This window comes from Pseudescherichia sp. (assembly GCF_032052675.1).
Taxonomy (GTDB): Bacteria; Pseudomonadota; Gammaproteobacteria; order Enterobacterales; family Enterobacteriaceae; genus Pseudescherichia.
The window spans coordinates 45,444-60,018 of sequence record NZ_DAMBWA010000010.1 but is presented as its reverse complement, the minus strand read 5'-3'; the positions used below and the strand labels follow the sequence as shown (position 1 = coordinate 60,018).

10 protein-coding genes are annotated in these 14,575 nt (G+C 61.9%); 6 read left to right on the top strand and 4 right to left on the bottom strand.

Translation table 11 applies throughout. From position 1 onward, the window contains the following. Position 1: 1 nt before the first annotated feature. The 3 genes from dksA to thpR all read right to left on the bottom strand — a co-directional run bounded on the left by dksA (position 2) and on the right by thpR (position 1,878). A complete protein-coding gene (gene dksA / locus RTX96_RS14350) occupies positions 2-457 on the bottom strand; it encodes an RNA polymerase-binding protein DksA (protein ID WP_007373199.1) in 456 nt (151 codons plus the stop codon). 176 nt (positions 458-633) lie between these two features. Next, positions 634-1,338: a DNA/RNA nuclease SfsA gene (gene sfsA, locus RTX96_RS14345; protein ID WP_312671426.1), complete on the bottom strand. Its 705-nt coding sequence runs from the start codon at positions 1,336-1,338 to the stop codon at positions 634-636. A gap of 9 nt (positions 1,339-1,347) precedes the next feature. After that, positions 1,348-1,878, bottom strand: coding sequence for an RNA 2',3'-cyclic phosphodiesterase (gene thpR, locus RTX96_RS14340; protein WP_103820667.1), 531 nt, complete (start codon positions 1,876-1,878; stop codon positions 1,348-1,350). Positions 1,879-1,955: 77 nt separating this feature from the next. Here thpR and hrpB point away from each other — a divergent pair, with 77 nt between their 5' ends. From hrpB to fhuB, 6 genes are all read left to right on the top strand, one after another. Further along, the gene (gene hrpB, locus RTX96_RS14335; RefSeq protein WP_312671425.1) at positions 1,956-4,385 is read left to right on the top strand and encodes an ATP-dependent helicase HrpB; all 2,430 of its coding nucleotides are present in this window, start codon (positions 1,956-1,958) and stop codon (positions 4,383-4,385) included. Between the two features lie 108 nt (positions 4,386-4,493). Next, positions 4,494-7,049, top strand: coding sequence for a bifunctional glycosyl transferase/transpeptidase (gene mrcB / locus RTX96_RS14330; protein WP_103820665.1), 2,556 nt, complete (start codon positions 4,494-4,496; stop codon positions 7,047-7,049). A gap of 233 nt (positions 7,050-7,282) precedes the next feature. Then, entirely contained in the window at positions 7,283-9,475 is a 2,193-nt protein-coding gene (gene fhuA / locus RTX96_RS14325; protein WP_312671424.1) for a ferrichrome porin FhuA, read from the top strand. A gap of 55 nt (positions 9,476-9,530) precedes the next feature. Continuing rightward, entirely contained in the window at positions 9,531-10,328 is a 798-nt protein-coding gene (fhuC, locus tag RTX96_RS14320; protein ID WP_103820663.1) for a Fe3+-hydroxamate ABC transporter ATP-binding protein FhuC, read from the top strand. Further along, positions 10,328-11,218: a Fe(3+)-hydroxamate ABC transporter substrate-binding protein FhuD gene (gene fhuD, locus RTX96_RS14315; RefSeq protein ID WP_103820662.1), complete on the top strand. Its 891-nt coding sequence runs from the start codon at positions 10,328-10,330 to the stop codon at positions 11,216-11,218. The genes fhuC and fhuD overlap by 1 nt, the downstream gene beginning before the upstream one ends. Beyond that, on the top strand, positions 11,215-13,197 hold the full coding sequence (gene fhuB, locus RTX96_RS14310) for a Fe(3+)-hydroxamate ABC transporter permease FhuB (RefSeq protein WP_312671423.1): 1,983 nt from the start codon (positions 11,215-11,217) through the stop codon (positions 13,195-13,197). The genes fhuD and fhuB overlap by 4 nt, the downstream gene beginning before the upstream one ends. A gap of 86 nt (positions 13,198-13,283) precedes the next feature. Here the strand turns inward: fhuB and hemL are convergent, their stop codons facing one another. Then, positions 13,284-14,564, bottom strand: coding sequence for a glutamate-1-semialdehyde 2,1-aminomutase (gene hemL / locus RTX96_RS14305; protein WP_312671422.1), 1,281 nt, complete (start codon positions 14,562-14,564; stop codon positions 13,284-13,286). Positions 14,565-14,575 lie beyond the last annotated feature (11 nt).

The window sequence follows — 14,575 nt, the reverse complement described above, 5'->3', positions numbered from 1 at the left end:
CTTAGCCCGCCATCTGTTTTTCGCGGATTTCAGCCAGTGTTTTGCAGTCGATGCACAGGTCGGCTGTCGGACGTGCTTCCAGACGACGAATGCCAATTTCAACACCGCAGGATTCGCAGAAGCCAAAGTCTTCGTCTTCTACTTTCTTCAGCGTCTTCTCGATCTTTTTAATCAGTTTACGCTCGCGGTCACGGTTACGCAGTTCGAGGCTGAACTCCTCTTCCTGGGCGGCTCTGTCCACCGGATCCGGGAAGTTAGCAGCTTCATCCTGCATATGGGTGACGGTGCGATCGACTTCATCCCTAAGTTGATTACGCCACGCTTCAAGAATACGCTTGAAGTGCGCCAGCTGGGCTTCGTTCATATACTCTTCGCCCGGCTTCTCCTGATACGGCTCCACGCCAGCAATGGCGAGAATACTCAGGGACGATGTTTTACGGTTTTGCCCTTCTTGCATGTTGCTTCTCCTTAACACGCACTATCGATCCCCGTGTTCGGGGGAAAAATCAGGCCGCTATAAATAGCAGATGCTTTTCCGGATAGCAATTATCTAAACGTAACACTTGACAACCCTGTGAGGAAAAGCGTATTTGCGCACGTAGACCAGAATGCTATCTGGCTGGTCGCCGATCCTTAGCTTTCATAAGGTAAGGGCGATCTAAGACTCATTTCTCCGGCAGAAAGTTCCGCTTTGTAAACCAGAATTTCTACCCCCTGCCGCTGCGCTTCTTCTAAAAGCTGTGCGTATTTTGCATCTATATGGCGCGCCGGTGAAAAACGTTCAATGGCTGAGTGCAGCACGGTAAACAGCATCACTGCCCGATCCCCACTGGCCGCCACGCTCATTAACTCCCGCAGATGCTTCTGCCCGCGAAGAGTCACTGCATCGGGAAAAAAGCCGTATCCCTTGTCGGCAAGCGTGACCGATTTCACTTCAATATAGCAGTTGCGGCGGGCCTCCGCCTGCAACATAAGGTCTATTCTGCTATTTTCGGAGCCGTATTTTACTTCACTTTTCAGCACGCTATAGCCCTGCAGTTCAGGGATAACGCCGGAGAGAATCGCCTCTTTGGCCAATGTGTTGGCCCGTAATGTGTTGACACAAATAAACGTGCCATTTTGCGTCTGGGTGATCTCCCAGGTGTGCGGGTACTTACGCTTTGCGCTCTCTGAGGTGGAGTACCAGACGGTATCGCCGGGCGTCGCGCAGCCGGTCATCGCCCCGGTATTGGGACAGTGCAGCGTCAGGGCCGTACCGTCCGGGGTAATCACATCCGCCAGAAAACGCTTGTAGCGCTGCACCAGGGTACCAGGCTGTAACGGGGGGGAGAACTGCATCAGAACCTCTTAATCAGCAAGTCGCCAGCTCTCCAGCGGCGTATAACGGGTGCGCCCTCGGGAAAACTGCGACTCATACAGCACAAATTCGTTAACGGGAAAGGACCAGCTAAACCCCGGCGGCGGAATAGCCACCGCGTGGCTGGCGTTGCGCAGCAGCGTCACGTGAGGATGAAACGGCTGCGGACTTTGGTAGCAGCCGCTGCGGGCGGCCTGGGCACGCAGCAGGTTGGCCAGCTGCAACAGGCCGCGCGGCGGCTGGCGCGTGCCGAGCCAGACTACCCGTGAGCGCAGCCACTGCCCGGCATCGTCCAGGGTCAGGGTAAAGCCCGGCTGGCGGATGCGTCCGGCAAGCTGGCTCAGCGCGCGCTGCTTCTCCTCGCCGACCTCGCCGAGAAACGCCAGCGTTACGTGGAGATTTGCCGCCTCAATGGGACGTCCGGCCTCTGGCGAAAAATGCGCCGCCCGCCAGTGGATAATCTGCCGCTGGATCTGGTCGGGCAGCGCAACGGCGAAGAACAGCCTTTTTGGCTCAGACATAAGCGATACTCGGTAATGATTTACGGCGATGCTACAATGCTCGCCGTTGAAATGAAAGTTAACCCCTGGAGCCATGCGTGTCCTCTCTGCCCGTCGCTGCCGTACTGCCCGAACTGCTCTCTGCGCTCGCCCATGCGCCACAGGTCCTGCTTAACGCCCCCACCGGCGCGGGCAAATCGACCTGGCTGCCGCTGCACATTCTTGCCGAGGGTAATATTGCCGGGCGCATTCTGCTGCTGGAGCCGCGTCGTCTGGCAGCGCGCAACGTCGCCCAGCGGCTGGCGGAGCTATTGGGCGAGCAGCCCGGTGAGACGGTGGGCTACCGGATGCGAGGTGAGACCTGCGTCGGCGCAGCGACGCGCCTGGAGGTGGTCACCGAGGGGATCCTGACCCGCATGATCCAGCGCGATCCCGAGCTGGCCGACATTGGACTGGTGATCCTCGATGAGTTCCACGAGCGTAGCCTGGAGGCCGATCTGGCTCTGGCGCTGCTGCTGGACGTGCAGCAGGGGCTGCGCGACGATCTCAAGCTCCTTATTATGTCGGCGACGCTGGATAACGACCGTCTCCAGCGTCTGCTGCCTGACGCGCCGGTTATCGCTTCGGAGGGGCGTGCGTACCCTGTGGATCGCCGCTATCAGCCGCTGCCCAGCCATACTCGCTTTGATGAGGCCGTGGCCGCGGCGACCGCCGAGCTGCTACGGGCCGAGCACGGCTCGCTGCTGCTGTTTCTGCCCGGCGTCGGTGAGATCCAGCGCGTGCAGGAGCAGCTGGCCCAGCGCGTCGGCAGCGACGTGCTGCTCTGTCCGCTCTACGGTGCGCTGCCCCTGAGCGATCAGCGTAAGGCGATCCTGCCCGCGCCGGAAGGGCTGCGCAAAGTGGTACTGGCGACCAACATCGCCGAGACCAGTTTAACTATTGAGGGGATCCGGCTGGTGGTTGACAGCGCCCAGGAGCGGGTAGCCCGCTTCGACGCTCGCACCGGCCTAACGCGGCTGGTAACCCAGCGGGTAAGCCAGGCCTCGATGACCCAGCGTGCCGGACGCGCCGGACGACTGGCGCCGGGCATCTGCCTGCACCTGCTGGCGAAAGAGCAGGCGGAGCGGGCAGCGGCGCAGAGCGAGCCGGAGATCCTGCAAAGCGATCTCAGCGCCATGCTGTTGGAGCTGGTGCAGTGGGGCTGTAGCGATCCGGCCCAGCTCTGCTGGCTGGACATGCCGCCAGCGGTGAACCTGGCGGCGGCAGAAACGCTGCTGGCGCAGCTGGGCGCGCTGGAGAACCGGCGGCTGACGGCGCGCGGGCAGAAGATGGCGAGGCTGGGCGTGACCCCGCGCCTCTCGGCCATGCTAGTCAGCGCGCAGACCGGCGACGAGGCGGCAACGGCGGCGAAGCTTGCTGCTATTCTGGAGGAGCCGCCGCGCGGAAGCAGTACCGATCTCGGCGCGGCCTTCTCCCGCAGCCAGCCGCACTGGCAGCGGCGCAGCCGCCAGCTGCTTAAGCGGCTTAACGGCGTAGAGGGGAGGGAAGATAGCGATCTTATCCCAACCCTGCTGGCGCGCGGCTTTGCCGACCGTATTGCCCGTCGGCGCGGTCAGGAGGGGCGTTACCAGCTGGCAAACGGCATGGGGGCGATGCTCGACGTAGACGATGCGATGGGCCGCCACGAATGGCTGATTGCGCCGCTGCTGTTACAGGGCAGCCAGCAGCCGGACGCGCGCATTTTACAGGCGATGCCGGTCAATATTGAGACGCTAATCGCCGCCGCACCGTGGCTGGTGCGCCACTCCGATACCATAGAGTGGGACGACGCCCAGGGCACGCTGAAAGCGCTGCGCCGCAGTCAGGTCGGGCAGCTGACGGTGAGCGTCAGGCCGCTGGCGAAGCCGTCAGAGAGCGAGCTACACCAGGCGATGCTCAACGGCATTCGCGATAAAGGGCTACAGGTGCTGAACTGGACCCCGGCGGCAGAGCAGCTGCGCCTGCGTCTCCACTGTGCGGCGCTGTGGCTACCAGAATATGCGTGGCCAGCGGTAGATGACGCCTCGCTTTTAGCCTCGCTTGAGCTATGGTTACTTCCCGACATGCAGGGCGTTCACTCCCTGCGGGCGCTGAAAGCGCTGGATTTGATCCATGCCCTCAACCATTTACTGCCGTGGCCGCTGCGTCAACGGCTGGATAGTGCGCTGCCTGGGCATTACACTGTGCCGACGGGAAGCCAGATTGCCATCCGCTACCATGCGGAGGATCCGCCGGTGCTGGCGGTGCGGATGCAGGAGATGTTTGGCGAGGCCGCCACCCCGGTTATTGCCGAGGGGCGGATGCCGCTGGTGCTTGAGCTACTCTCGCCAGCGCAGCGTCCGCTACAGATCACGCGCGATCTCAGCGCGTTCTGGGCAGGTGCCTACCGTGAAGTACAAAAAGAGATGAAGGGTCGCTATCCAAAGCATGTCTGGCCGGACGATCCGGCTAATGCGATGCCGACCAGGCGCACTAAAAAGTATTCGTAGCGCTATCCGGGGTAGCGAAAGTTAAATTGAGAGATTTCTTCTTCTGCCCCCTGGTAGAAGAAAAGAGAATCGGGCCCTTGCGCCTGAATAATGTAGCGGAGAGTAAGCATGGCGGGGAATGACCGCGAACCTATTGGACGTAAAGGCAGACCTGCGCGTCCGGTAAAACAGAAGGTAACCCGTCGTCGTCTCAGAGATGAAGAGATTGACGATGAGTATGACGATGAGGACGATGCACCCGCGCCACGCCGTGGTAAAGGCAGCGGCAACGGCAGCGGCAAAGGTAAAGGCGGTAAGCGCAAGCGCGGCTGGCTCTGGCTGCTGCTGAAGATCTTTATTGTTCTGGTGGTGCTGTTTGCCATCTATGGTCTCTATCTCGATCAGAAGATCCGCAGCCGTATCGACGGCAAAGTTTGGCAGCTGCCGGCGGCGGTGTATGGCCGGATGGTCAACCTTGAACCCGAGATGCCGATCAGCAAGAACGAGATGGTGAAGCTGCTGGAGGCCACCCAGTACCGCAAGGTGACGGCGATGACCCGTCCCGGCGAGTTTACCGTGCAGGCCAACAGTATCGAGATGATCCGTCGTCCGTTTGACTTCCCTGATAGCAAAGAGGGGCAGGTCCGCGCGCGGCTGACGTTCAGCGATAACCACCTGGACACTATCGAGAACATGGATAGTCATCGTCAGTTCGGTTTCTTCCGTCTCGATCCGCGTCTGATCACTATGCTCTCCTCGCCGAACGGCGAGCAGCGTCTGTTCGTTGCGCGTAACGGCTTCCCGGATCTGCTGGTGGATACCCTGCTGGCGACCGAAGACCGTCACTTCTATGAGCATGACGGGATCAGCTTCTTCTCCATCGGGCGTGCGGTACTGGCGAACCTGACGGCGGGACGCACGGTGCAGGGGGCGAGTACCCTGACCCAGCAGCTGGTGAAGAACCTCTTCCTCTCCAGCGAGCGCTCCTACTGGCGTAAAGCGAACGAAGCCTATATGGCATTGATCGTTGATGCGCGCTACAGCAAGGATCGTATTCTTGAGCTGTACATGAACGAGGTCTACCTCGGTCAGAGCGGCGATAACGAAATCCGCGGTTTCCCGCTGGCGAGCCTCTACTACTTCGGCCGTCCGGTAGAGGAGCTGAGTCTTGACCAGCAGGCGCTGCTGGTGGGCATGGTGAAAGGGGCCTCGATCTACAACCCGTGGCGTAATCCGAAGCTGGCGCTGGAGCGGCGTAACCTGGTGCTGCGCCTGCTGCAGGAGCAGAAGATTATCGATCAGGAGCTGTACGATATGCTCAGCGCCCGACCGCTCGGAGTGCAGAAGCGCGGCGGGGTGATCTCTCCACAGCCAGCGTTTATGCAGATGGTGCGTCAGGAGCTGCAGGCGAAGCTGGGCGATAAGGTCAAAGATCTCTCCGGCGTGAAGATCTTCACCACCTTTGATCCGGTGGCGCAGGATGCGGCAGAGAAAGCCGCGGTGGAAGGTATTCCGGCTCTGATCAAGCAGCGTAAGCTGAGCGATCTGGAGACGGCGATGGTGGTCGTTGACCGCTTCAGCGGCGAAGTTCGCGCAATGGTTGGCGGTGCGACGCCGCAGTTTGCGGGCTACAACCGTGCTATGCAGGCGCGGCGCTCTATCGGCTCGCTGGCGAAACCGGCTACCTATCTCACCGCCCTGAGCCAGCCGAACCAGTACCGTCTGAACACGTGGATTGCCGATGCGCCGATCTCTCTGCCCCAGCCTAACGGCAAGGTATGGTCTCCGCAGAACGATGACCACCGCTTTAGCGGCCAGGTGATGCTGGCGGATGCCCTGACCCGCTCGATGAACGTTCCGACGGTAAACCTCGGGATGGCGCTGGGCCTGCCAGCGGTGACCGATACCTGGACCAAGCTGGGCGTGCCAAAAGATCAGCTGCACCCGGTTCCGGCGATGCTGCTGGGGGCGCTGAACCTGACTCCGGTTGAGGTGGCGCAGGCGTTCCAGACTATCGCCAGCGGCGGTAACCGTGCGACGCTCTCGGCGCTGCGCTCGGTGATTGCTGAAGACGGGACGGTGCTCTACCAGAGCTTCCCGCAGGCGGAGCGTGCGGTGCCGGCTCAGGCGGCCTACATGACCCTGTGGACCATGCAGCAGGTTATCCAGCGCGGCACCGGCCGTCAGCTGGGGGCGAAGTATCCGGGCCTCCATCTGGCGGGTAAAACCGGGACCACCAACAACAACGTCGATACCTGGTTCGCCGGAATCGACGGCCGTGAGGTGACCATTACCTGGGTGGGACGCGATAATAACCAACCGACCAAGCTCTACGGTGCCAGCGGGGCGATGGCAATCTACCAGCGCTATCTGGCGAACCAGTCGCCGATCCCGCTGGATCTGACGCCGCCAGAGGATATCGTTAACATGGGCGTGGACGAGGGCGGTAACTTCGTCTGCGGCGGCGGTGTGCGCTCGCTACCGGTATGGACATCGAATCCGGATGCCCTGTGCCAGCAGAGCGAGATGCTGCTTCAGCAGCAGCAACAGCAGCAGAGCGGTAACCCGTTTGAGCAGTCGTCACCGCAGCCGCAACAGCAGCCTCAGCAGCAGCAGCAACAGCCGCAGCAGCAGGAGAAGAGCGACGGCGTTGCAGGCTGGATCAAAGACATGTTCGGTAACTAAGCCGGAGTAAACAGTGCCGGGCGGCGCTCCGCTTGCCCGGCCTACAACCCTACAGTTTTAACCTCATTTAACCCTCTTGTAACACCCTGTTATCCGTCTGGTTATTCCTTAATCCCTTAATTCTCGTAGGGGCGCATAACTCTTGCTATCTCCGCAGGGCCTGGCATATTATGCTGCGGTCATAATAATAATTATCGTTTACGTTATCATTCCATTATCCAGAGAGAAGCACCATGGCGCGTTCTGAAACTGCTCAGCCGGTCAACCTTTCGCTGCGTAAAATTGCCGTGGTCGTTGCCACTGCGGTAGGCAGCATCTCCTTTGCTGCACAGGCAGCTCCTAAAGAAGATACCATTACCGTTACCACTGCTGCCGCTGAGCAGGAGAGTGCCTGGGGCCCGGCACCGACCATCGCCGCCAAGCGTACGGCGACGGCGACCAAAACCGATACCCCGATTGAGAAAACGCCGCAGTCTATCTCCGTGGTCACCCGTGAAGAGATGGATATGAAAGATCCCTCTACGGTGAAAGAGGCGCTGAACTATACGCCGGGCGTCTTCGCCACCCGCGGCAGCTCTGAAACATTGGACGTGATCTCTATCCGTGGCTTTAGCGCCTCAACCGGCGCGAACACCAACCAGTATCTCGACGGCTTAAAACTTCAGGGCGATAACTACTCTGAATCCTCTATGGATCCCTATTTCCTTGAGCGCATCGAGCTGATGCGTGGCCCGACCTCGGTGCTCTACGGTAAGAGCAACCCTGGCGGCATCGTCTCTATGGTCAGCAAGCGTCCGACCACCGAGCCGCTGAAAGAGGTGGAGTTCCAGATGGGGACCGATAACCTCTACCAGACCGGCTTCGACTTCAGCGATGCCATCGACGACGACGGCGTGTTCTCCTACCGCCTGACCGGACTCGGCCGCAGCGAAGATGCCCAGCAGACAATGGTCAAATCGACCCGCTATGCCATCGCGCCCGCCTTTAGCTGGCGTCCGGATGACAAAACCGATTTCACTTTCCTGAGCAATTTCCAGAGCGATCCGGATGCGGGCTACTACGGCTGGCTGCCGCGCGTCGGCACCGTGGTGCCGTACACCGACGCCAACGGTAACTCCCATAAGCTGGATACCGATTTCAACGAAGGCGAGCAGGACAACCGTATGTCCCGCCGCCAGCAGCAGATTGGCTACAGCTTCGCGCACGCCTTTGACGACACCTTTACGGTGCGCCAGAACCTGCGCTATACCCGTCTGCACACGCTCTACACCTCGGTCTACGGCAACGGCTTCACGGCCCCGACGCAAATTAACCGCGCCTTTGTCCGCTCCGATGAAGATCTGAACTCCTTCACCGTCGATACCCAGCTGCAGTCTGCCTTTGCGACCGGCGCGGTGGATCACACCCTGCTGACCGGGGTTGACTACCTGCGCATGCGCAACGACATCAACGCAGCCTACGGCTCGGCCAGCCCGCTGGACATGGTGGATCCGCAATACGGCAACGCTAACGTCAACATTAACTTCCCGTATGCGGTGATCAACCGTCAGGAGCAGACCGGTCTGTACGCGCAGGATCAGGCCGAGTGGAACCACTGGGTGCTGACCCTCGGCGGCCGCTACGACTTTGCGAAAACCTCGACCTATACCCGCTCGACCAGCTCGCTGAGCGAGATCAACGACCAGCAGTTCACCTGGCGCGGTGGGGTAAACTATGTGTTTGATAACGGCGTCGCGCCGTACTTCAGCTATAGCGAATCTTTTGAGCCGGTGTCTGGTTCAACGAAGCAGGGTAAACCGTTCGATCCATCACGCGGCAAGCAGTATGAAGCGGGCGTGAAGTATGTGCCGAAGGATCTGCCAGTCACCGTCACGGCGGCGGTATTCCAGCTGACCAAAGACAACAACCTGACGGCAGATCCGTCTGATAACGCCTTTAGCGTGCAGGGCGGGGAGATCCGCTCTCGCGGCCTTGAGCTGGAAGCGAAAGCGGCGCTGACCAGCAATATCAACCTGACGGCGTCCTACAGCTACACCGATGCCGAGTACACCGACGATACCCTCTACCAGGGCAAACGCCCGGTTGAGGTGCCGCGTAATATGGCCTCCCTGTGGGCGGACTATACCTTCCACGAGACGGCGCTGAGCGGCCTGACGCTGGGCGCAGGCGCACGTTACGTGGGCGATACCTCCAGCTTCTACACCGTTGGCGATAACATCAACGGCACCTTTAACGTCGGCAGCTACACGCTGGTGGATGCGACGGTGAAATACGATCTGGCGCGCGTCGGCATGGCGGGCTCCTCCGTGGGCGTGAAGGTGAATAACCTGTTCAATCGAGAATACGTCTCCAGCTGCTACCGCGACTATGCGTGCTACTGGGGCGCCGATCGCCAGGTTGTGGCTACCGCCAGCTTCAGCTTCTAATCTCCTCCTCTTAGGGCACGGTTTACTGTGCCCTTTTTATTGATAAGTTGGTCCCATGCAGGAAAACACTACGCTTCCCGATACCACCTTTCAGCTCTCTGACGTCTCCTTTCATGTGCCCGGGCGCACGCTGCTGCATCCGCTGTCACTCACCTTTCCGCCAGGCAAGGTCACCGGTCTTATCGGCCACAACGGCTCGGGTAAATCTACGCTTCTGAAGATGCTGGGCCGCCACCAGCCGCCGTCCGAGGGCGATATCCTGCTGGACGGTCAACCGCTGGCGAGCTGGAACAGTAAAGCCTTTGCCCGCCGGGTCGCCTATCTGCCGCAGCAGCTGCCGCAGGCGGAGGGGATGACGGTGCGCGAGCTGGTGGCGATTGGACGCTACCCGTGGCACGGGGCGCTGGGACGTTTTGGCGTGGCCGACCGGGAGAAAGTAGAGGAGGCGATTAGCCTGGTGGGACTAAAACCGCTGGCGCACCGGCTGGTGGACAGCCTCTCCGGCGGCGAGCGGCAGCGGGCGTGGATCGCCATGCTGGTGGCACAGGACAGCCGCTGCCTGCTGCTGGATGAGCCGACCTCGGCGCTGGATATCGCCCATCAGGTCGACGTCCTGGCGCTGATCCATCGCCTGAGCCAGCAGCGTGGGCTGACGGTGATCGCCGTGCTGCACGATATTAATATGGCGGCGCGCTACTGCGACTATCTGGTGGCGCTGCGCGGCGGCGAGAAGATTGCCGAGGGGACGCCGGAGACGCTGATGCAGGCCCAGACCCTGGAGCAGATCTACGGTATCCCGATGGGCATTCTGCCCCACCCGGCAGGGGCGGCACCGGTGAGCTTTGTCTACTGATGGCGGGCTTACCTATGATGAGTCGCCGCCGTTTGCTGACCGCGATGGCCCTCTCGCCGCTGCTCTGGCGGGCAGGAACCGCGCGGGCGGCTGCCATCGATATCAACCGCATCGTGGCGCTGGAGTGGCTGCCGGTAGAGCTGCTGCTGGCGATGGGCGTGGCCCCTTACGGCGTTGCCGACGTCAATAGTTACAACACCTGGGTCAACGAGCCCAAGCTACCCGCCTCGACAATTGATGTCGGGCTGCGAACCGAACCCAACCTTGAGCTGCTCACCCAGATGCAGCCCTCGTACCTGGTCTGGTCGGCAGGCTACGGTCCCTCCGCGGAGGTGCTGGCGCGGATTGCCCCTGGCCGGGGCTTTAACTTCAGCGACGGCAAGAAGCCGCTGACGATGGCGCGCAACTCCATGAACGAGATGGCCCAGCTGCTCAACCTCGAATCCGCGGCCCGGACACACCTCGATAGCTTCGACGCCTTTATCGCTGCGATGAAGCCGCGCTTCGCCGGGCGAGGTGACAGGCCGCTGCTGATGGTCACCCTGCTTGACGCGCAGCATATGCTGGTCTTTGCCTCGAACTGCCTGTTCCAGGAGACGCTGGATGAGTTTGGTATCCGCAACGCCTGGCAGGGAGAAACCACCTTCTGGGGCAGCACGACGGTGAGCATTGACCGGCTGGCAGCCTATAAGGACGCGGACGTGATCTGCTTCGATCACGGCAACGAGCAGGATATGCAGCGCCTGATGGCAACCCCGCTGTGGCAGGCGATGCCGTTTGTGCGGGCGGGGCGCTTCCAGCGCGTTCCCGCGGTGTGGTTCTACGGGGCGACGCTGTCGGTGATGCACTTTGTCCGCGTTCTGGATAACGCCCTGGGAGGTAAAGCATGAGCAAGCGTATTGCGCCGCTGCCCGCGCTGCTGCTGGCGATCCTGTTTATCGCCGCCGCCTGGCTCACCTGGATGAACCTCTCCCAGGCGCTGCCGCGTGACCAGTGGTCGCAGGCGATCTGGCACCCGAACGTGGATGCCATCAGCCAGATGATTTTCCACTACAGCCTGCTTCCCCGGCTAGCGATCTCCCTGCTGGTCGGCGCTGGGCTGGGGTTAGTGGGCGTGCTGTTCCAGCAGGTGCTGCGTAACCCGCTGGCGGAGCCGACCACCCTGGGCGTCTCGACCGGCGCGCAGCTGGGCATTACCGTCACCACCTTGTGGGCGATCCCCGGCGTGGCGGCTTCGCAGTTTGCTGCCCTGGTTGGTGCCTGCGCAGTGGGGGCGCTGGTCTTTGGCGTCGCCTGGGGCAAACGCCTGTCACCGGTGACGCTGATCCTCGCCGGACTGGTAGTGAGCCTCTACTGCGGGGCGGTGAACCAGCTGCTGGTGCTTTTCCATCACGAGCAGCTGCAAAGCATGTTTATGTGGAGCACCGGCACCCTGACCCAGACCGACTGGAGCGGCGTAGAACGTCTCTGGCCGCAGCTGCTGGGCGGGGTGATGCTGACCCTGCTGCTGCTGCGCCCGCTGACCCTGATGGGGCTGGACGACGGCGTGGCGCGTAACCTCGGCCTTGCGCTGTCGCTGGCCCGGCTGGGGGCGCTGCTGCTGGCGATTGTTCTCAGCGCGTTGCTGGTTAACGCGGTGGGGATCATCGGCTTTATCGGCCTGTTCGCGCCGCTGCTGGCGAAGATGCTGGGGGCGCGTCGGCTGCTCTCCCGCCTGCTGCTGGCTCCGCTGATCGGGGCGCTGATCCTCTGGCTGTCGGATCAGGTGATCCTCTGGCTGACCCGCGTCTGGATGGAGGTCTCCACCGGCTCGGTGACGGCGCTGATTGGCGCGCCGCTATTGCTATGGCTGCTGCCGCGCCTGAAGAGCATGAGCGCCCCGGAGATGAACGCCGGGGATAATGTTCCCAACGAGCGTCAGCACCTGCCGCGCTGGGCGCTGGCCGGGATTGTGGTTCTGCTGCTGGCAGTGATGGCTGCCCTGGCGCTGGGTCGCGATGCTCAGGGCTGGCACTGGGCCAGCGGTGAGATGCTGGACGCGCTGGCGCAGTGGCGCTGGCCGCGCATCATGGCGGCGCTGGTGGCGGGCGTGATGCTGGCGGTAGCGGGCTGCATTATTCAGCGCCTGACCGGCAACCCGATGGCCAGCCCGGAAGTGCTGGGGATCAGCTCCGGTGCGGCCTTTGGTATCGTGCTGATGCTCTTCTTTGTGCCGGGGAACGCCTTTGGCTGGCTGCTGCCAGCCGGGAGCCTCGGGGCGGCGGTGACCCTGCTGATTATCCTGATCGCGGCAGGGCGGGGCGGCTTCTCTCCGCACCGGATGCTATTAGCCGGGATGGCGCTCAGTACCGCGTTTACCATGCTGCTGATGATGCTGCAGGCAAGCGGCGATCCGCGCATGGCGCAGATCCTGACCTGGATCTCCGGCTCGACCTATAACGCCACCGGCGAGCAGGTGGTTCGCTCGGCCATTGTGATGGTGCTGCTGCTGGCGCTCGTGCCGCTCTGCCGCCGCTGGCTGACTATTCTGCCGCTGGGTGGCGATACTGCCCGGGCGGTGGGGATGGCCCTGACGCCGTCGCGCATCGGGCTGCTGCTGCTGGCCGCCTCCCTGACCGCTACCGCTACCATGACCATTGGCCCGCTGAGCTTTATCGGCCTGATGGCCCCGCACATTGCGCGGATGATGGGCTTCCGGCGAACGGTGCCGCACATGGTGATCTCAGGGGTTATCGGTGGGGTGATGCTGGTATTTGCCGACTGGTGCGGACGGATGGTGATGTTCCCGTATCAGATCCCGGCCGGGCTGCTGTCGACCTTTATCGGTGCGCCGTACTTTATCTATCTTCTGCGTAAGCAGAGCCGGTAATTTCCCCGGTGGCGCTGCGCTTACCGGGGCTACAAAGTCCGTAGGCCGGGTCAGGCGAAGCCGCCACCCGGCAATTAACGGTAGAACTACAGCTGAGCAAACGCCTTGCGCGCGGCGTCGAGGGTCTTGTTGATCTCCTCGTCGCCGTGGGCAATAGACATAAAGCCCGCTTCGAACGCCGACGGGGCCAGGTAGACGCCCTCATCCAGCATCAGATGGAAGAAGCGCTTAAAGCGTTCCACGTCGCACTTCACCACGTCCTGATAGCAGGTCACGGTCTCGGCATCGGTAAAGAAGATCCCGAACATGCCGCCGACGTGGTTCACCACCAGCGGGATCCCCGCCTCCTGCGCCGCGTCCAGCAGGCCGTTCGCCAGGCGAGTAGTCAGATCCGTCAGGGTTTCATGCACCCCCGGCTGGGCCACTTCGGTTAAGCAGGCGTAGCCCGCCGCCATCGCAATGGGGTTACCGGAAAGGGTGCCCGCCTGGTAAACCGGCCCGGTCGGCGCCAGGGCGTCCATCACGTCGCGACGGCCGCCAAACGCGCCTACCGGCATCCCGCCGCCGATGATTTTGCCGAGGCAGGTCAGGTCCGGCACCACATTGTAGTGCGCCTGGGCACCCGCCAGCGCAACGCGGAAGCCGGTCATGACTTCGTCAATAATCAGCAGCGCGCCAAACTCATCGCACAGCGCACGCAGGCCCGGCAGGAACTCGGGCTGCGGCGGGATGCAGTTCATGTTGCCTGCTACCGGCTCGACGATGATGCAGGCGATCTCTTCCGGATACTGCTCAAAGGCTTCGCGCACCGAAGCGAGATCGTTGTAGATGCAGGTCAGGGTGTGCTTCGCGAAATCCGCCGGCACCCCTGGCGAGTTGGGTTGACCGAGGGTGAGGGCGCCGGAGCCCGCTTTTACCAGCAGGCAGTCGGCGTGGCCGTGGTAGCAGCCCTCGAACTTAATAATCTTGTCGCGACCGGTGAAGCCACGCGCCAGGCGGATTGCGCTCATGGTCGCCTCGGTACCGGAGTTCACCATCCGCACCATATCCATCGTCGGGACCAGCTCGGTCACCAGCGCCGCCATCTTCACTTCCATCTCGGTGGGTGCGCCAAAGCTCAGGCCGCGCTCCGCCGCTTCGATCACTGCGTTGCGGATCGCCGGGTGGTTATGGCCCAGCACCATCGGACCCCAGGAGCCGACGTAGTCGACATAGGCCTTACCGTCCGCATCGTAGAGGTAAGCTCCGTCAGCGCGCTCGATAAACAGCGGCGTGCCGCCGACGCCGCTGAAGGCGCGGACCGGCGAGTTGACGCCGCCGGGGATAAGCTCGCGTGCCGCGCTGTAGAGGTTTTCTGACTTACTCATGGATTCGTTCC